This window comes from Pseudomonas sp. NPDC089569 (assembly GCF_050280625.1).
In the GTDB taxonomy this organism is placed as follows: Bacteria; Pseudomonadota; Gammaproteobacteria; order Pseudomonadales; family Pseudomonadaceae; genus Aquipseudomonas.
Genome location: NZ_JBNNVQ010000007.1, coordinates 39,887 through 58,558, shown reverse-complemented (window position 1 = coordinate 58,558; position 18,672 = coordinate 39,887). Strand labels below are relative to the sequence as shown.

At 56.1% G+C, this 18,672-nt stretch carries 16 protein-coding genes; 11 read left to right on the top strand and 5 right to left on the bottom strand.

Annotation, left to right across the window (positions count from 1 at the left end; translation table 11 throughout):
* Window positions 1-42: 42 nt before the first annotated feature.
* From ACQKP2_RS05440 to ACQKP2_RS05430, 3 genes are all read right to left on the bottom strand, one after another.
* Entirely contained in the window at window positions 43-387 is a 345-nt protein-coding gene (locus ACQKP2_RS05440; protein ID WP_427574990.1) for a RidA family protein, read from the bottom strand.
* 10 nt (window positions 388-397) lie between these two features.
* On the bottom strand, window positions 398-748 hold the full coding sequence (locus tag ACQKP2_RS05435) for a cupin domain-containing protein (protein WP_427574988.1): 351 nt from the start codon (window positions 746-748) through the stop codon (window positions 398-400).
* A gap of 78 nt (window positions 749-826) precedes the next feature.
* Window positions 827-2,143 carry an NAD(P)/FAD-dependent oxidoreductase gene (locus ACQKP2_RS05430; protein WP_427574987.1) on the bottom strand — a complete coding sequence of 439 codons (1,317 nt, stop codon included), beginning with the start codon at window positions 2,141-2,143 and terminating at the stop codon, window positions 827-829.
* A gap of 354 nt (window positions 2,144-2,497) precedes the next feature.
* Between ACQKP2_RS05430 and ACQKP2_RS05425 the strand changes: the two genes are divergently transcribed.
* From ACQKP2_RS05425 to ACQKP2_RS05400, 6 genes are all read left to right on the top strand, one after another.
* Window positions 2,498-3,283 (top strand): pyrroline-5-carboxylate reductase family protein, encoded by a 786-nt coding sequence (locus ACQKP2_RS05425; RefSeq protein WP_427574986.1) that lies wholly within the window; start codon window positions 2,498-2,500, stop codon window positions 3,281-3,283.
* Window positions 3,284-3,372: 89 nt separating this feature from the next.
* The gene (locus ACQKP2_RS05420) at window positions 3,373-5,016 is read left to right on the top strand and encodes an acetolactate synthase large subunit (RefSeq protein WP_427574984.1); all 1,644 of its coding nucleotides are present in this window, start codon (window positions 3,373-3,375) and stop codon (window positions 5,014-5,016) included.
* A 74-nt stretch (window positions 5,017-5,090) separates the two neighbouring features.
* Complete coding sequence (gabD, locus tag ACQKP2_RS05415) at window positions 5,091-6,542, top strand: NADP-dependent succinate-semialdehyde dehydrogenase (protein WP_427574982.1); 1,452 nt, start codon at window positions 5,091-5,093, stop codon at window positions 6,540-6,542.
* A 527-nt stretch (window positions 6,543-7,069) separates the two neighbouring features.
* Entirely contained in the window at window positions 7,070-8,404 is a 1,335-nt protein-coding gene (locus ACQKP2_RS05410; protein ID WP_427574980.1) for an MFS transporter, read from the top strand.
* Window positions 8,405-8,502: 98 nt separating this feature from the next.
* Window positions 8,503-9,555, top strand: coding sequence for a proline racemase family protein (locus ACQKP2_RS05405; protein ID WP_427574978.1), 1,053 nt, complete (start codon window positions 8,503-8,505; stop codon window positions 9,553-9,555).
* Between the two features lie 357 nt (window positions 9,556-9,912).
* Window positions 9,913-11,856: a methyl-accepting chemotaxis protein gene (locus ACQKP2_RS05400; protein ID WP_427574977.1), complete on the top strand. Its 1,944-nt coding sequence runs from the start codon at window positions 9,913-9,915 to the stop codon at window positions 11,854-11,856.
* Window positions 11,857-12,103: 247 nt separating this feature from the next.
* Here the strand turns inward: ACQKP2_RS05400 and gcvA are convergent, their stop codons facing one another.
* Window positions 12,104-13,024 (bottom strand): transcriptional regulator GcvA, encoded by a 921-nt coding sequence (gcvA, locus tag ACQKP2_RS05395; RefSeq protein WP_427574975.1) that lies wholly within the window; start codon window positions 13,022-13,024, stop codon window positions 12,104-12,106.
* Between the two features lie 236 nt (window positions 13,025-13,260).
* Between gcvA and ACQKP2_RS05390 the strand changes: the two genes are divergently transcribed.
* The 5 genes from ACQKP2_RS05390 to ACQKP2_RS05370 all read left to right on the top strand — a co-directional run bounded on the left by ACQKP2_RS05390 (window position 13,261) and on the right by ACQKP2_RS05370 (window position 16,649).
* Window positions 13,261-14,034: an SDR family NAD(P)-dependent oxidoreductase gene (locus ACQKP2_RS05390; RefSeq protein ID WP_427574974.1), complete on the top strand. Its 774-nt coding sequence runs from the start codon at window positions 13,261-13,263 to the stop codon at window positions 14,032-14,034.
* 78 nt (window positions 14,035-14,112) lie between these two features.
* Window positions 14,113-14,394 (top strand): hypothetical protein, encoded by a 282-nt coding sequence (locus tag ACQKP2_RS05385; protein WP_427574973.1) that lies wholly within the window; start codon window positions 14,113-14,115, stop codon window positions 14,392-14,394.
* Between the two features lie 60 nt (window positions 14,395-14,454).
* Window positions 14,455-14,796, top strand: a complete 342-nt coding sequence (locus tag ACQKP2_RS05380) for a carboxymuconolactone decarboxylase family protein (RefSeq protein WP_427575119.1) — start codon at window positions 14,455-14,457, stop codon at window positions 14,794-14,796.
* A gap of 53 nt (window positions 14,797-14,849) precedes the next feature.
* Window positions 14,850-15,518, top strand: coding sequence for a cupin domain-containing protein (locus ACQKP2_RS05375; RefSeq protein WP_427574971.1), 669 nt, complete (start codon window positions 14,850-14,852; stop codon window positions 15,516-15,518).
* Window positions 15,519-15,521: 3 nt separating this feature from the next.
* Window positions 15,522-16,649 (top strand): flavin monoamine oxidase family protein, encoded by a 1,128-nt coding sequence (locus tag ACQKP2_RS05370; protein ID WP_427574969.1) that lies wholly within the window; start codon window positions 15,522-15,524, stop codon window positions 16,647-16,649.
* A gap of 123 nt (window positions 16,650-16,772) precedes the next feature.
* On the opposite strand, the gene ACQKP2_RS05365 is transcribed toward ACQKP2_RS05370, so the two are convergent.
* Entirely contained in the window at window positions 16,773-18,650 is a 1,878-nt protein-coding gene (locus ACQKP2_RS05365) for a methyl-accepting chemotaxis protein (RefSeq protein ID WP_427574968.1), read from the bottom strand.
* Window positions 18,651-18,672: the final 22 nt, after the last annotated feature.

Here is an 18,672-nt window from a genome sequence, read left to right as displayed (position 1 = left end):
TCACCAGAGATGATGGAGCCGGCCTGTGTCCTCGCGTCATGCTCAGCGGTGCGCCGAAGCCTGAATCTCGATGAGGTAATCAGAGGTCGCGAGCTGCGCGCCCACGCAGGCGCGAGCAGGTTGTAGCTTGGCTCCCACCCAGGCGTCATACACTTCATTCATAGCGTCAAAATGCTTCATGTCGGCGAGCCAAATCTGCACGCGCATCAGCCCTTCCCGCCCGACACCAGCCTTGCCTAACAGTTCGTCAAGCTGGGAAAGCACATCACGAGTTTGGCCAGAGATGTCCTGTGTGACATCGTTGGCCACTAAGCCTGATGTCTCGACCCGGTTGCCAGCGATCACCAGCTTGCTAGATCGGTGAGATGAATCAATTCGAGAAACCATGGCATTCACCTCAGAAAATGACATAGGTCTTACGGAACGTTTCGCGGATATCCCAGACGCCTTCGCAGTTGGCCGGGAAGAACACGGCATCCCCTGCACGAAGCTCGACCGGCTCTCCTCCATCTGGCGTGAAGATGCACCAACCCGCAATGACGTGACTGAACTCGCGATTCATAATGTGACGACGGAATACGCCTGGAGAGCATTCCCAGACACCTACCGAAGAGGAAGACTCTTCCAGTGTGACATCCTGGCCGAGTCGAGAATGAGCGATCACATCACCGATTGGCAGTTTTGCAGGTGCGGATTCACCCATTGAAGAGCGTTCGGCATTTGAGATCACGGTAGGTTTAACAGACATTGGTTGTTTCCTCTTCATAGTTGCCTGGTATGTTTCAGACGCGGTTTACAGCTCGACTTAAGAACGCCAGCCTCAGCCCTAACTCTCCAGTCCCGCGCGATGTTGTCCCCAGCGCAGGTTGGCGTTTACGCCAAGGGATAGAAATGGCTCCGGCGGATTTCGGTTCGGCCCATCGCCGGCGAGCAAGAAGTCGATAAGCTCATGTCGCTTACCCGCCAACCAGTCGGCCAAAAGCGTTCCCGCTCCAGTACCGCGAGTTATGCCCAAACCATTGCAACCCAGTGCGCCATAGACGTTGCGACCTAGCTCTCCGAAGTGACCAGAGTGGTTGCGAGTCATGCACATGGCACCGCCCCAGGTGTAGTCGAACTTCACACCCGGCAACATGGGAAAACGGTTTTCGAATGAGCGGCGTTGAGTAGCCTCAGCACGCGCGAGCAGACTCGCGTCGATCTTGCCGTTCGGATTGAAGCTGAAGCTGTTGCGCACCAGCAAGCGCTGATCTGGAGTACGCCGCAGCGTGCTCCCAAATGGGTCAGCAGGGATCACACCCCAGACGGGTTTTCCACCTAGCCTGGCTTGCTCCTCTGCGCTGAGCGGTCGAGTAATGCTGGCATAGGTGAAGACGGGCAGCAGGCGCCCTTTGAGGAAGCCAAACTGTGTAGCAAAGGCGTTATTGCTGAGGATAAGTTTGTCGACAGCGACGGTGCCGTTTGCGTGAGTCAACACAATCGGATTGTCGTAGTCGACAGCAGTGACCGCGCAATTTTCAAACAGAGATACGTTGGTCGGCAGGCTCTCGGCCAAACCCTTAACCAGACTAGCGGGCTGGATCAGCATCGTCCCAGGAGTAAACAGCGCCCTCCGGTAGAAGGAAGTTCCCAAGTGTGAGGGAAGTTCCTCAGACTCAATGATTTCATAAGGCTGGTCGAGTTTATCCAGACCGCTCTTGTAAGCCTCAAGTACTCGCAGACCTTTCTCTTCTATTGCCGCCTGGTATTTGCCGGCGAGTTTTATCTGGCAATCGAAGCCATGCTTGGCGACCAGAGAAGTGATGATGTTCTGAGCGAAGAGATTTAGCTTCAAATTCATTTTCGCGGTCGCAGGATCACCAATGTAATCCGGCGCACCGATGTCATGGGGTAAGTCGATGGCAAACCCCGAATTGCGACCTGACGCGCCAAAACCCACTTCCTGAGCCTCTAACAAAACGATCTCATCGTCAGGAAAGTTCAGCGCCAGCTGGCGTGCCACTGCAAGTCCGGTAAGCCCTGCGCCGACGACTCCCCACCGTGCGCGGACGTGTCCTTGGCGAGCAACACGAGCAATTCGGGGCGGGCTGAGATGGAACCAGCCACAGCCATTATCGTCAGCAGGGGTCTCTTTTATTTTCATGTTTTTCGGCTCTCACAACTGTGCGCCGATTCTGGTATGCACTGCTCTCTTGCGCCTATAACGATACGGACGATTGACAGCAGGTTTTCCCCTCAACACCCACAACGCCCCTTCAAGCTTCCATTTCTCACTGCCCAATCCCGAAATCGAGGCTCTGAGTCAGCGGCCCGTTGAAGCAACTCACTCAGAACGTCCTATGACTTGTCCCCCCCGTTATATGGCTGAGCAATGTGCGGGTGAGATAGTTGAATGATCGCAAGTCATGTCCATCACGAGCCTCGTATACAAGTGAAAATGACTTGCCAGCCATCGAGTCGCCATTTCCTGAAAAGGCGGCAGCGAAAGGAGGTACTCATGCAGAACCTTGGAATACTGGGTGTTGGCGACATAACAGAAAAAACCGTTCGTGGTTTGCGACGTAGCGGGTTCGACAAAAGCATCCTTCTATCCCCGCGCAATCACGAACGCGCGGCGCAACTGGCTGCTGATTGCGACTGCCAAGTCATGGCCAACAACCAGAAGGTAGTGGACAGTGCGGACTGGTTGATCATCGGTGTGCGCCCCGGCGACTTACCGGGGCTGGCAGCCGAGTTGGTCATCCCGGCAGGAAAGACGATCGTTTCACTCGCTGCCGGCGTCAGTCTCGACGCACTACAACGCCACTTCCCGACTGCCCGCTGTATTCGCGCAATGCTTTCTGGTGCGGCGCAATTCAACCAATCAACGGTGGTGATCTGCCCACCTGATAGTACTTGCGAACAGTTACTCCTCGCCCTTGGAAAAATCGTGGTTTTCCAGGATGAACCGGACTTTGAGCTTGCCACCGTTGCCGCCTGCATGAACGGCTGGTTCTACTTTTTTCTGTATGACCTGCAGCAATGGCTAGTGGAAAAAGGGCTGCCTTCAGACAGTGCGCGTGGTCTTGTGCTGGGCAACATGCAGGACTGCATCGCCACCGCTCGGCACCATCCAGCAATTGATCTCAAAACCCTAGGACAGGCAATTGCCACGCCGGGCACCTACACAGCCGATGGACTCGAAATGCTCAACCACTTACAAGCGAACGCTCATTGGGGCGCCGCTTGTGAAATCGTGCTGGAAGCATTGATGACGAACTCAATTTCACCAAGCAATTTCTGATAACCGACGATTCACACCCTTCGCCGAGATTGCAAATCGGTCGAAGCGAAGGGTTGCGCGTCACCAAACCGTTTGAGGTAACAAGCAAGATGACCAAGGCCGCCGATCTAGTTGTGCAATGCCTGGAAAATGAGGGTGTCGAGTATGTGTTCGGCATTCCTGGTGAGGAGAATCTCGACCTGCTCGAATCCCTGCGAAAATCGCATATCAAGCTGGTGCTGACTCGCCATGAACAATCAGCAGGCTTCATGGCCGCGACCTATGGTCGTCTCACAGGTAAAACGGGGGTTAGCCTTTCTACCCTTGGCCCGGGTGCAACCAATCTGGTTACTGCAGGAGCCTACGCTTACCTCGGCGGGATGCCGATGCTGATGATCACCGGTCAGAAGCCCATCAAGAAATCCAAACAGGGCAGGTTCCAGATCCTGGACGTGGTTGGCATGATGCAGCCGCTAACCAAGTACACCCACCAGCTTGCTTCGGCGGACAATATTCCATCGCGCGTGCGTGAGGCCTTCCGACTGGCCGAGGAGGAAAAGCCCGGAGCCGTGCATCTGGAGCTGCCGGAGGACATCGCCGCCGAGCAAACCGATAGCCTGCCAATCCCGCGTAGCGTGTCACGTCGACCGCTGGCTGAACACAAGTCTATTGAGGCAGCAGTCAAGAAATTGCAGAACGCCCGCAGTCCAATCCTGGTGATTGGCGCCGGCGCCAATCGCAAGATGACCGCCAAGGTTCTGAAGCAGTTGATCGACAAGACCGGCATCCCATTTGTCACCACTCAGATGGGCAAAGGCGTCGTCGACGAGCGCCATCCTCGCTTTCTGGGCAACGCTGCACTGTCGTCTGGTGACTTTGTTCACCGCGCGGTGGAAGCGGCAGACTTGATCGTGAACATCGGCCACGACGTCATCGAGAAACCACCATTTTTTATGGTTCGCGGCGGGACTGAGGTAATCCACGTGAACTTCCGCTCAGCCGAAGTTGACTCGGTGTACTTCCCGCAGATCGAAGTGATTGGTGATATCGCCAACGCTGTCTGGCAGATCGGTGAGGCTCTGAGCGATACCTCGCACTGGGATTTCACTCGCCTGATGACCATCCGCGAAGCCAACGAGGCGCAAGTTGTCGAAGGGAGTGACGACGCGCGATTCCCGGTCTATCCGCAGCGCCTGGTTGCAGACGTGCGTAAAGCGATGCCTTCAAACGGGATCGTCGCGCTGGATAACGGTATCTACAAGATTTGGTTCGCACGGAACTATAAGGCACACATGCCTAACACAGTTCTTCTGGACAACGCTCTGGCCACCATGGGCGCAGGCCTGCCCTCTGCAATGGCAGCTCACCTCGTTCACCCTGACCGGCCAGTTCTTTCGGTATGCGGCGACGGCGGCTTCATGATGAACAGCCAGGAACTGGAAACTGCCGTGCGCCTGAAGATGAACCTGACCATCGTGATCTTGCGCGATGACGGTTACGGGATGATTCGCTGGAAGCAGGCCAACATGGGATTCACTGACTACGGCCTGGACTACGGCAACCCTGACTTCGTCCAGTACGCACAATCCTACGGTGCCAACGGCCACCGAGTCGAAAGCACAGAAAGCTTCCTGCCCTTGCTGGAACGCTGCCTGAGTACGCCGGGCGTACACCTCATTGATTGTCCGGTGGACTACTCCGAGAACGACCAAATCTTGAACACCGAGCTCCGAAGCCGCAGCTCAAAAGTTTAAAGAAACCAACACCGCAACCCTGCACCGCAATGCGGTGCAGCTTTCGCACCATCCTGAAATGCACAGGAGCTCCCATGCAACTTAAAGACACTTCGCTGTTCCGCCAACAGGCCTACATAGACGGTGTTTGGCTGGACGCCGATAGCGGCCAAACGCTCAAGGTCAACAACCCGGCCACCAATGAAATCATCGGCACTGTGCCGAAAATGGGCGCAGCTGAAACTCGGCGCGCAATTGAGGCAGCTGACAAGGCACTTCCTGCATGGCGTGCATTGACCGCCAAAGAGCGCGCGAGCAAGTTGCGCCGGTGGTATGAGTTGATGCTTGAAAACCAGGACGACCTCGCACGCTTGATGACGATTGAACAGGGCAAGCCCCTGACGGAGTCCAAAGGTGAAATCGTCTACGCTGCCGCCTTCTTCGAATGGTTCGCCGAAGAAGCCAAGCGCGTCTACGGCGATGTCATCCCTGGGCATCAGCCTGACAAACGACTGCTGGTTATCAAGCAGCCGATTGGCGTCACAGCGGCCATCACTCCCTGGAATTTCCCATGCGCCATGATTACTCGCAAGGCCGGGCCTGCATTGGCCGCCGGTTGCACCATGGTGCTCAAACCAGCCTCACAGACTCCCTACTCCGCCTTGGCGCTCGCTGAGCTTGCAGAACGTGCGGGTATTCCAAAGGGCGTGTTCAGCGTCGTGACAGGCAGCGCCGGAGACGTCGGCGGCGAACTGACCAGCAATCCGATTGTTCGCAAACTCAGCTTCACCGGTTCTACCGATATCGGTCGCCAACTGATGGCCGAATGCGCCAAGGACATCAAGAAAGTATCTTTGGAGCTGGGCGGCAATGCCCCCTTCATCGTCTTTGATGATGCCGATCTAGATGCAGCGGTCGAAGGCGCATTGATTTCCAAGTACCGCAACAATGGCCAGACCTGCGTCTGCGCTAATCGCCTGTATGTTCAGGACGGTGTGTACGACGCCTTTGTCGAAAAGCTCAAGACAGCAGTAAATCGACTGAGCATCGGCAACGGCTTGGAACAAGGTATTACCACCGGGCCGCTGATCGACACGAAGGCGGTTGCCAAAGTCGAAGAACATATCGCGGATGCAGTGAGCAAGGGCGCCAGGGTCATTGCCGGGGGCAAGCCGCACACCTTGGGTGGTTCCTTCTTCGAACCGACCATCCTGATCGACGTTCCTCGAAACGCTCTGGTTTCCAAGGACGAAACTTTCGGCCCGTTGGCACCTGTGTTTCGTTTCAAGGATGAGGCAGAGGTCATTGAACTCTCCAACGACACGGAGTTCGGCCTCGCCTCCTACTTCTACGCCAAAGACATGAGCCGCGTTTTCCGCGTGGCTGAAGCTTTGGAATACGGCATGGTCGGGGTCAACACCGGCCTGATCTCGAACGAGCTTGCCCCGTTCGGAGGCGTCAAAGCTTCTGGACTAGGCCGCGAAGGCTCCAAATACGGCATCGAGGACTATCTGGAAATCAAATACCTCTGCCTGGCCATCCAGTAATAAGCAACACCCCATCGATATGATGGATTTTGCTGATGGCGGTAGCACCGCCATCAGCGTTTTGTTCGTTTAAAAGACTGCCGCCTGTATTAGCGCCAAGCAAATCATGATCTTCCGCTCGCAGCCCATCTCAGAAGGCCAATCACTGCCGCCTCTAAACCGACGATTCCAAGCCAAGGCTTCAGCAGTTCCAGACCTGCAAATCGCCTGAAAAAGAATCTCCTATAAGTAGTCAGGCCTGTTATATGGCTGCCAAAGGAACGATGAGATAGTGCTGACCAAGGAGTAGTGCGCTTCTGTTTATCGCACATAAATGGATGAGGCGACGGGTACTGCTTGCGAGCTGGCGGTAAGGCTAGCAAGCACTTTGCCCGGGCCGACTGCTCAGTAAACTCTATGCAGGTGAATCACCCTCACGTGCAACAACGATGACACCTTTATAACAATTCTAAAAACTCAGTCGCTTGGCGGTAGTACGTATTGTCCGGCGTTGGCCGGCAAACAAGCTAAGTACTGATGGAGGCACGATGTCCAGCAATCAAAAAATCTCACTAGAAGACGCTCCGCTGAACGCTTTTCACAAGAAACTAGCGGTTTACTCTTCTGGTGCTCCCTTCCTCGACGGCTACATCCTGAGCATAATCGGCGTCGTCATGGTTCAGCTCAGTCAAGCACTGCAACTGACCACGCTGCAAGAAGGCTTAGTCGCAGCAGCTTCGTTGATAGGCATGTTCTTCGGCGGCTTTGTCGGTGGTCTCTTCACTGACCGCTTAGGCCGCAAGACGCTGTACGTACTCGTACTTGTAGTCCTTGCTCTGTTCTCTCTTTGCCAATTCTGGGTCGCGTCGGCTTGGTCGCTGATCGTGCTGCGCCTGATGCTCGGCGTTGCAATCGGTGCCGACCATCCACTGGCCACATCACTGCTCGCAGAGTTCCTACCAAAGAAACAACGAGGGTCGATCCTGGCAGCACTGGTGATGATGTGGTTCGTGGGTGCCGCAGTCGCCTACGTTGCTGGTGAGGTCATTCTTCGAATGGCTGGCCCTGAAGCGTGGCGTTGGGCGTTGGCCAGTGCCGCAGCCCCTGCCTTTTTGTTCCTGGTGATGCGTGCTGGTACCCCGGAGTCTGCTCGGTGGCTCTTGAGCAAAGGCCGAGTCAAAGAAGCCGATCAGGTAATTAAAAAAGTCTACGGCAACCAGTGGTCTGTTCAAAACCTGCCTGAGAAAACAACAGAGCAAAATGTCTCGGTGTGGTCGCTGTTCCACTCCAATTATGGACGACGCATTTTCTTCGTCAGCATCTTCTGGACGTGCTCGATCATCCCGCAATTCGCGATCTACGCCTTTGCTCCCAAAATTCTGAGCACCATGGGCCTGACCGGCGAACTGGCAGCCTGGGGTGCAGTCGCAATCACTGTGATGTTCGTCTTTGGTTGTCTACTCGGTGTGAAGCTGATCAATCCACTGGGTCGTCGCAACATGTTGATGCATAGCTTCCTGTGGTCGGGTCTAGCTCTCCTGCTGCTCGGTGTGTATCCGGACGGCGCAAGCGTTGTAACGCTGGCTCTTTTCGGCAGCTACGCTTTGTTCATTGGGGGCGCTCAAGTGCTCCAGTATGTCTACCCTAACGAGCTTTTCCCGACTTCGGTTCGTGGTTCCGCTGTTGGCTTGGCCACCTCCCTCTCGCGAATTGGCGCTGCCGTCGGTACCTACCTTGTTCCGCTTTCCCTGGACAGCATTGGGATCGGCAACACCATGTACGTGGCTTTCGGTATCTCCATGGTAGGGCTGTTCTTCACTTGGCTGATGGCTCCGGAAACGCGCTCTCTGGATCTGCATCAGGCAAGTTCGGTTCGCTGCTGAACCCATCCAATCGGTAGTAGGCTCGCGCTCCGCGAGCCTACTGCTTTGTGAGCCAAGCTTCTTCACGGGCCAACCCCGTATTACGACAGGTAAAGAAAATGGCATTCAAAAGAACAATTCATGCTGTAGACACCCACGCCGGCACCCCGATGCGTGTCATCACCGGTGGCGTTCCGCACATTCCAGGCAATAGCGTCTACGAGAAGATGAAATGGCTTGAGAAAAACGATGATCAGCTGCGCAAGTTGATGCTGCGAGAGCCGCGTGGTTATCCAGCGCATTGCTGCAACATCATCGTGCCGCCGAACCACCCGGAAGCCGATGCTGGCTACATCATCATGGAGCAGATCGAATATCCCGTGATGTCGGGAGGCAATACCATCTCTGTGGTAACCGTTCTTCTCGAAATGGGCATGCTGCCCATGAAAGAACCTGTCACCGAGTTGACTCTTGAAGCACCTGCCGGATTGATCCGTATCAAAGCGGAGTGCAAGGATGGCAAGGTAAAAGGCGTGACTTTCCAGAACGTGCCAGCCTTCGCCGCTCACCTTGACGCAGTTATTGACGTGCCTTTCCTGGGCAAGGTCAGAGTAGACGTGGGCTGGGGCGGTATGTTCTATGTCATCGCAGACGTTCGCCAGTTCAAAGATCTACAGCTGATCCCACAGCACGGCGCAGAAATCGCACGTATTTCCTCCATGATTCGCCAAGCTGCCATCGAACAGTTGCCTGTTGCGCACCCGGACTACCCTGGCGTCGGCATTACCATTTCGCAGCTGTCGGGCCCGTCCGACGATCCGAATGCCGATTGGAAAAATACCGTGACAATGGCCTCTGGAGAGTTCTCTTGGGACGATGAGACAACCTGGACTGGCGCCTTGGATCGCTGCCCATGCGGCACGGGCACCTGCGCGAAGATGGCCACGCTCCACGCCAAGGGTGAGCTTTCACTGAATCAAGACTTCCGCCATCAAAGCATTATTGGAAACATCTACACGGGCCGTCTTATCGAGGAAACTCGTATTGGCGACCACAAGGCAGTAGTCCCTACCATTACTGGCAAGAGCTGGATCTACGGTCTGAACACCCTTGTTCTCGATCACGACGATCCATTCACAGAAGGTTTCACCATCGGTGACATCTGGGCGTGATCTAACCAGGGCACCTTCGAAGGAAGGTGCCCTTCTGTGATTCTGTTTTATACGCAGCATGCAATTGCAGCAGACGGTTCGCTTTACGCATCGGTGGCCACATCGCCAATTTCACGGCTGGCCAGATAGCTAAGGAAACTCTGAAGAAGACTTCCTGTTTCTAGTGAAATACGCCGATCCCGTTGCCCGAGTTTCCTGATGAAACAGATGACCTTCGCAGACGCCGAGCCTCCCTATGGATCTCGCTCCTGAAACTGTCGCGAGGCTGAATATGCTGGGTAGTTTCCCCTTCCAAAATTCGCAACGCCGCTATGGTTTCCGCCGTTCCAACAACTATAAATACCTGCGGGAGAAGTCATGAATATCAAACAGAAGCTGACATGGGCGTTCGCGGCAATCGCCTGCCTCCCCGTTATCCTGGTGGCGGTGCTTGTCGTGTTGAATCTGCGAAACGCAGCACATGCCAACTTCCTGGATAGCAGCGGCCGTGAAATTCGCCAGATTGACAATGGCATGAAGCAATTCTTCGACGGCATCAGTCAGAACGTCGAATACTTCGCCACGGATCCGCGAGTCGCCACGGCCAAAGGTTTGAAGAGTTATGTCGGCACTGACGCCGCACAAACGCCGTCTCCTGAGATCAATCAACAGCTTTTGGAGATCTTCGACAGGTTCGCCAAGAGCCATCCGACTACTGCTTATCTTTCCGTGGGTACGAATGACGGCGGCTACGCCAGTTGGCCTGACGACCCGAAAATGGCCAACTATGATCCACGCGCGCGTCCATGGTACAAGGCCGCCATGGCCGCACCTGGCACTACCCTGCGCACAGATGCCTACTACTGGGCGCCGGACGATGTGACGCTGATTTGTACCGTGCGCACCATCACTGATGACAATGGCAATCCGGTCGGCGTCGTAGGTCTCGATGTGTCGCTCAACAATCTGACCGAACTGGTCAAAAAGCTCAAGTTGGGTGAAAGCGGCTATCTGATGCTGGTCGAGGCCAACGGCAACGTGCTGGTGGATGCCAGCGATCCCAAGCACAACTTCAAGCCTCTAGCCGACCTTGGGCCTAACTATGCCGACCTGGCCAAAAGCAGCGACGGCGTGACTCAGATCGAGATCGACGGTGTGCCCTACATGGCCAACGTGATCAGTTCCAAGGGACTAGGCTGGCGCTTCATCGGCCTGATCAAACGCGACGAAGTGATGGCCCACGCCTCAAGTCTAACCTGGTTGATCGCAACCATTGCTGCCGCTCTGACTGTGCTCTTCGCCATCGTGGGCGCCAGTTTCGCCAGCGTGATCGTGCGACCGATTCGTGGCGTTGCAAATGGCCTGCAGGAAATCGCCGAGGGTGAAGGTGACCTCACTCGTAAACTCACGGTGCAGGGGAAGGATGAAACCGCCACCCTGGCAATCTGGTTCAATCAGTTCCTTGGAATGATCGCTCAATTGGTGCAGCGTATCGGCAGCGCCTCTTCCGACCTGCAAAACGTGGCGGCGGACACCAGCGAAGTGGCCCAGAACATGAACGAAGCCGCCGGGCGCCAACGTCAGGCAGTGGAACTGGTGAGTACCGCATTCAACGAGATGGTCGCAACGGCCAACGAAGTAGCCCGCTCCTGCAGCCAGGCTGCCTCTAGCGCGGACGCGGGTCACCGCGACGTGTACGACGGACAACAGCATATCGGCGAAGCCACGGGAAGTGTGCTGAGACTGAGCAAGGACTTACAACAATCGACCCAGACCATGCAGGCGCTGGAACAGGACAGCAAGAACATCAACACCATCCTCGATACCATTCGCTCGATTGCCGAACAGACCAACCTGCTGGCCCTCAACGCCGCCATCGAAGCGGCGCGCGCCGGCGATCAGGGTCGCGGGTTTGCCGTGGTGGCCGACGAAGTCCGCGCCCTGGCTCGGCGTACAGCCGACTCCACTGGCGAGATCGATAGCCTGCTCGGCAACCTCGCCCGGCGTACGCAGGAAGTCACCCAGCAGATGCAAGGCAGCCTGCAAGTGTCGCAAACCAGCGTTGAGCGCATCCAACAAGCCCGCGACAGCTTCGACAAGATCCGAACCTCGGTGGACTCGATTCGCGACCAGAACACTCAGATCGCTACAGCCGCAGAGGAACAGCATCAGGTGGCCGAAAACATCAACCTGCACATCGTGCAGATCCATTCCGATGCGCAGTTGGTCGAGGAGTTTGCTCACTCGGCGCAGACCGGTTCGGGGCGTTTGACGGATATCTCCGGACAGCTCAAAGGCTTGGTTGGACGCTTCAAGTTCTAGTTCTGTATTGCTAGAGAGAGCCAGGGATGGCTCGAGGTTTAAAATTGAAGGATTACCAAGTACTGCTAACAGTGCCTTCGACGTCAGGAAGCTTGTCGCAAGAAAGTTTGCTTCGCACGCCCTAAGCCGCGCACCATCACCATTGAACAGAAGATCAAACTTCTGCTTCGCGTAGAATCTTGATCGCTTTCTCACTAATGCCGATGCACTGAAGCCTGGGCTGCAGACGGGCGCCTGAGATGATGGCTCACCCTTCCTTCCTCGCAATAATTTCGAACAGCCAATTACGAAAAGCATTCATCTTCGGCAAGCTCGCGCATTGATGGCGATAAACAACATAGTAGGCCAGTGCCGACTCAAATTTTATCTGCGGAAACAACCTGACCAAGCGCCCAGCGGTGACATCATCACGAGCCATAACACTCCTTGCCAATGCGACACCCTGTCCGTCAATCGCAGCTTGCAGAACTGCAGCCGAGTTGTTGATCTTCATGCCACGCGAAGTGAGCAAGCCAGTCAGACCAGCGCTTTGCCCCCATGTCGCCCAAGAGGGAAAGTCAGAATGACTGTCCATCGACAAGTCATGGATTAGGGTTTCCCGGGTGAGGTCCTCCGGCTTCCGTAACCGCGTTGCGTCAATCAGGAGATTGGGTGAGCAGACCGGATAGACCTCTTCCTCCATCAACTTTTCCGCTACCAGCCCCGGCCAGCTACCCGCCCCGTAGCGCACGCCGATGTCGATCCTGTGGGCGACGAAGTCGACCGCCCGCAGGTTGGTGTCCAGGCGTACGTCCATCTCCGGCCAGGCCGCATGAAAGCTCTCGATACGGGGCAACAACCACTTCGCGGCGAACGCGGGGCTAACCGTTACCGTCAGCACCCCGCCGCTCGCCTCCTCCTTCAGCTTTTCCATTCCCAACGTGAGCCTGTCAAAGCCGGCCCGAATGTCGGGCAGTGCATGTTCGGCAGCCTCGGTTGCAACCAATCTTGATCGGCCAGTGGATGCACGATGAAAGAGCGGCGTACCCAGCCAATCTTCCAGGGAACGCACCATTTGGCCCACGGCGGCAGGCGTGACATTGAGCTCGGCTGCGGCAGCGGAAAAGCTTTGATGGCGGGCGCTGGCTTCAAAGGCGCGCAAAGCATTGAGATGGATAGGTAGCTTCATAACGATAAACTTTTTCTTTCCATAATTGACATTTTATATGGTTTGTCGATGCAGCCAAACACGGCGAATAATCGGCCTCAATGTAGAAACAGTGTCATATGCAAGCCTGGAAATCAAAGCCTGGCTTGATTGAAAAACTTTCCCGCTCGGTCTGAACCAGGCTGAGTGCTCCAGTGACTCTGACACACCTGCATTAACCATCCCTTGATAAATCATAGGCTGCGAAAAGGTCCGATATGAGCAATCGATTCGAAGGTAAAAAACTGTTGGTCGTCGGTGGCACCAGTGGCATGGGCCTGGAGTCCGCCCGTTTGGTATTGGCCGAAGGTGGCAGTGCGGTCATCGTCGGTAATCGCCCTGAAAAGACCGAGGAGGCTCGCAAAGCGCTTTCAAACCTGGGACAGGTCACCGCGCTGATCGCCGATCTGACCAGCGAAGTAGGTCTGGCCAATCTGATCAAGACTCTCGATGAGCAACACGCGGACATCGACCTGCTGGTTAACGCTGCCGGCGTGTTCTTTCCCAAGCCGTTCCTGGAACACCAGGGTGCTGATTACGACCAATACATGAAGCTGAACAAAGCGTTCTTTTTCATCACTCAGAAGGTCGCGGCAAACATGGTTGCTCAAGATCGCCCGGGGGCCATCGTCAACATCGGTTCGATGTGGGCCAGGCAAGCAATCGCTGCAACGCCCTCCTCGGCCTACTCAATGGCCAAAGCCGGCTTGCACTCACTGACCCAGCACCTGGCGATGGAACTCGCGCCCAAGCACATCCGCGTAAATGCCGTTTCGCCAGCGGTCGTGGCGACACCGATCTACGAAGGTTTCATCCCGAAAGACGAAGTGCATGGTGCCTTGCAGGGCTTCAATGACTTCCATCCGATCGGTCGCGTTGGCACACCTCTGGAAGTCGCGCAAGTCGTTGCCTTCCTGCTGTCGGACAAGGCCGCCTGGGTCACCGGCGCGATCTGGGATGTCGACGGCGGCGTGATGGCCGGCCGCAACTGATACAGGGCGCAAGCCATTTTTTGTACCGAGATCCGACCCCCGTTGGATGTTTCACCTGACTAACCTGGAGATACGAAAATGGTTTATCTGCAAATCACATTGAAGATCGCCGAAGCCAATCGTTCTGCTGCGGCAGGCGTCTACGAGAAGTACAAGGCTGCGTTCCTGAACACTGCCTCGGGTGCGAAATCGAAAACACTGCTCGTGCGCAACGAAGATGTCCAAGTCCTGCACGGCTTCGACAACGTTCAAAACGCCAGCGCCTATCTTCAGAGCAATCTTTTTACCGAGGACGTGGTCAGCGGCCTGCAGCCCTTGTTGGACGCAGCCCCTGAAGTCCGCATTTACCAAGTTGCCTGACCCCTTCTGCCGGGCACCAAACGGAGCCCGGCAACTCATTCTGTAAGGTAATCTCCCATGATGAACGACTGGAATGCCTATCGCACCGCCTTGCTGGAGCGTATCGGCGATGTCGCCAGGAAAAGCCCGGATATCGTCCGGGGTCTGAACACCATTGATGGTGCTGCCGCAAAAACCGGACACCTGGAACCGAAGATTCACGAGCTGATCGCGCTGGCTGTAGCCGTGACCACGCGCTGCGACGGTTGTATTACCGTACATACGAAAAAGGCTGTTGAGTTGGGTGCCTCCAAGGAAGAAATCACCGAAGCGTTAGGTGTTGCAATCGCCCTGAACGCGGGCGCTGCACTTGTCTACTCGGCTCGTGTGCTCGACGCGCACGCTCAACTCTCCGACGCTTGAGTTACAGAAGGGGACGACAATGGCCCCCTTCATCAACTTCTGGAGTGACGTTTATGTATGTCAACGCAGACTTTTCCCAGCCGGTCGTCATCGGACCAGACGACTACCAATGGGTGCCTTCACCGCAAAGCGGCGTCGAACGCGTCATGCTGGATCGGCTCGGTGGCGAAAAAGCCCGCGCGACCAGCATTGTACGCTATGCCCCGAAGTCCATTTTTCCGCAGCATTCGCACCCCGGAGGTGAGGAGATCTACGTGCTGTCCGGAACGTTCTCGGAAGGTGATCGGCACTATTCTGCCGGATCGTATCTGCGTAACCCGCCCGGGTCGTTTCACCAACCCTCCAGCCACGAAGGCGCGGTCATCTTCGTCAAGCTCTGGCAAATGAAGCCCGACGAAAAACAGCGAGTCCATATCAATACTCAAGTCCCATCAAACTGGCAGCAGCACGGAGGCCGAGACATTTGCCCGCTGTTTTCCGACGGCATCGAGACGGTCATTCTGCAACGCATGCAACCCGGAGAATCACTGTTTACCGCGAGCGTCAGCAGTGCTGAATGGTTGTTGATATCAGGGCAGTTGAAAACCCCGGATCAGTCATTCGAGCCCGGCACCTGGATGCGCTTGCCAGCGGGTTTCTATCTCGACATCACCGCCGGTAGCCAAGGTGCGGTGGTTTATCTCAAGACCGGACATCTGCCGGATATGCCCGAAGAGGCCTGATCAATGCAAAAAGCGCAAATCGCGATCATCGGAGCTGGCCTGAGTGGACTGTTTGCAGCCTATATGCTGCAAAAAAGAGGCGTAATGGACTATGTAATTCTCGAAGCGCGGGATGCTCCGGGCGGACGCATCGTATCTGCTCCACTTCTTTGCGAAACCCCGGATACGAGCTGCGAGCAATCGAACATCACGGACCGCTTCGACCTTGGCCCCTCGTGGTTCTGGCCCGGTTACCAACGACAGCTGGACCAACTCGTCGAGGAACTGGGCCTGCGCCGATTCGAGCAATACGAGACAGGTGAAATGCTGGTCGAACGGTCAGCCGACTCGGCTGTAATGCGCATGCGCGGTTACGTGAACTCGCCGCCGTCCATGCGCCTTGTGGGCGGGATGGGCGCACTAACCGATTCCCTGTATGCCCATCTGGACCCGAAGCGAGTCCTGACCGGGCAAGTTGTGCGATATGTGTGCCGCAAAGCGCAGAGCGTGGAAGTGCAAAGCACCGACTCTAAAGGCCAGGTCAGTACATGGAGCGTTGAGAAGGTTTTCCTGGCAATGCCACCGCGCCTGGTGCACGCCTCCATCGAATTCTCCCCCGCCCTGCCATCAAAGTTGTCGCAAAGCTGGAAAGCGACCGCAACCTGGATGGCGCCCCACGCCAAATATTTCGCCATCTTCGATAAACCTTTCTGGCGCGAGCAGGGGCTGTCTGGCGAGGGCCGCAGCAGCGTTGGTCCTTTGGTGGAAATCCACGACGCCACGACTGCACATGGTAGCGCTGCACTGTTTGGTTTCGTGGGTATACCGGCGACGCTTCGCAGAGCGCTGCCTGAAAGCGATCTACGAGCACTTTGCCGTGCTCAACTGGTCCGGATGTTCGGTTCCCAGGCCCGCAGGCCGAAAGCCGAATTGTTGAAGGATTGGGCAGCGCAGCCATTCACCGCCATTGAGGCCGACCTGAAGGGCGCGAATCATCATGCAGCGGCACCTGCGGCCACGGCAGACAGCGGACCGTGGAGAGACTGTCTCATCGGAATAGCAAGTGAATGGTCCCCGGAGTTTCCAGGATATGTTGCAGGCGCGATTGATGCCGTCAGTCGCGGGATGCGGTTGTTCAGTACCTCTGCGTAAGTGTCACAACTGAGCTGCCTGGCTGGCGACCTGTGTATCCTGCAAGGCGTTATGGGTGGCTGCGGTCACCTCCAACTTTCCCGTCCCGGCCCCCACGCCGAACAACTTCTTCGTTGAAAGAAATCAGACCTGAAACTTCCCCAGCAACAGCGTGAGGTCGGACACTTGCCGCTGCAACTCAGAACATGCTTGCACAGTCGTGCGCATCTGTTTTGCACCTGACTGGTTGAGCAGGTCGATTTCGCTGATGTCCTGGTTAATTGTTTCTACCACAGCACTCTGTTCCTCGGTCGCCGCTGCAACCGATTGGTTCATCCCATCCATCTGCTCGATACCGTCGGTGACTCCGGTCAGACGATGGCCTACCTGGCACGCGACTTCGACGCTCTGGCCACTCTGTCGCTGGCTCTCCTGCATGGAGCCCACCACCATCGCGGATTCTGCCTGAAGCTCTTCGATCAGTTGCTGAACCTCAAGCGCCGATTGCTGGGTCCGATGGGCAAGGTTACGCACTTCATCGGCAACAACCGCAAAGCCCCGGCCCGCCTCCCCTGCCCTGGCTGCCTCGATAGCAGCATTGAGGGCTAACAGATTTGTCTGCTGGGAGATGCTGCTGATTACCTCGAGTATCTGGCCGATATCCTCGGTCTTCCCGTTGAGCTGGCTGATGTGTGAGCTGGATGTTTGTATCAATGAAGAGAGTTGCGTCATCGTGTCGATATTGCGTTCAACCACCTCGCGGCCCTCATGTGCCTGTATCAGTGCGGTACTGGCACGTTGCGAGGCCATCGCGGCATTGCCCGCGATCTCCAGCGCTGCCGCGCCAAGCTGATTGATCGCGGCGGCTACATTGCCCGTGCGACTCGCCTGGACCTGTGTGTTGTCGAGAGTGATCGTGGTCGATGAAATCACCTGCCTGGCGACTTGGTCGACTTTTCCCATAGCCTTGTTCACTTCGCGAATCGAGTCGTGAATGCGCTCGACGAAGCCGTTGAACGCCTTGGCCAACAGTCCAAATTCATCCTTGCTATTGACGGGCAGACGCCGGGTCAGATCGCCGTGTCCCTGGGCGATGTCTTCCATCGCGTTTGTCAGCGCATGCAGCGGGCGCAATAACAAACGAATCAGCATCCCCATCAAGATCAATAAACCACTGACTGCGACGGAGGTTGCCGTCAGTGCGGACGATCTGAAGTCTTGCTGAACAGCGAATGCTTTGTTCTTGTCCAGAGAGATGCCCAGATACCAGTTCACACCCGGTAAGCCCTGTACTGGCATGAACGTGACAATCCGCTCACCTTCCTGACTCTGCACCTGGCTGAGTTTTCCGCCCTCAAGCGGGGGCATCCCGGCAGCGAAAAGATTCTGTGCCGGCTGCATCATGAATTGGCGATCCGGATGTACCAAAACCTTGCCATCGCCACTGACCAGAAATGCATACCCCATCCCATCGAAGTTGAGGGCATCGATCAGCGTCACCAGCCCCTGCAGTTCGAGATCAGCGCCCACCACACCAACGCCGGTAACCGGCGTGGCGATGGTCATGGTCAGTTGGTTGGTGTTGGCGTCCAGATAAGGTTCAGTCAGTTGACTGCCAGCTGCCTGTCGCGCCTGCTGAAACCAGGGGCGGGAACGCGGGTCGTAATCTTTCGGCATTGGCGTTTCAGGAAACACATGGAAACTGCCCTGGTCTGTGCCGAGATACACGAAGGCCAGGGACTCTTTCAAAGTCTGCTGCCGTAGCCACTGCTCGCGCCCCTTTTCATCAGCATGGGCCAATACCTCAGCCAGACTTTCCAGCAGCAGACGCCTGCCACCCAACCAGTTGCGGATGTTATCCGCCGTGACTTCCGCGATACCGCGCAAATTGCGTTGCAGGTCCCTACTGATCGCGTTGCTCTGCTGGTAATCGTTGTACAGGGCGAACAGCCCGAAGGTTGACACTACCAGCAATGAAGCCGCCAACAGGATCTTGTGGCTGAATCCGAGTCGCTTGATCACTTCAAGTCCACCTTATGTCCAG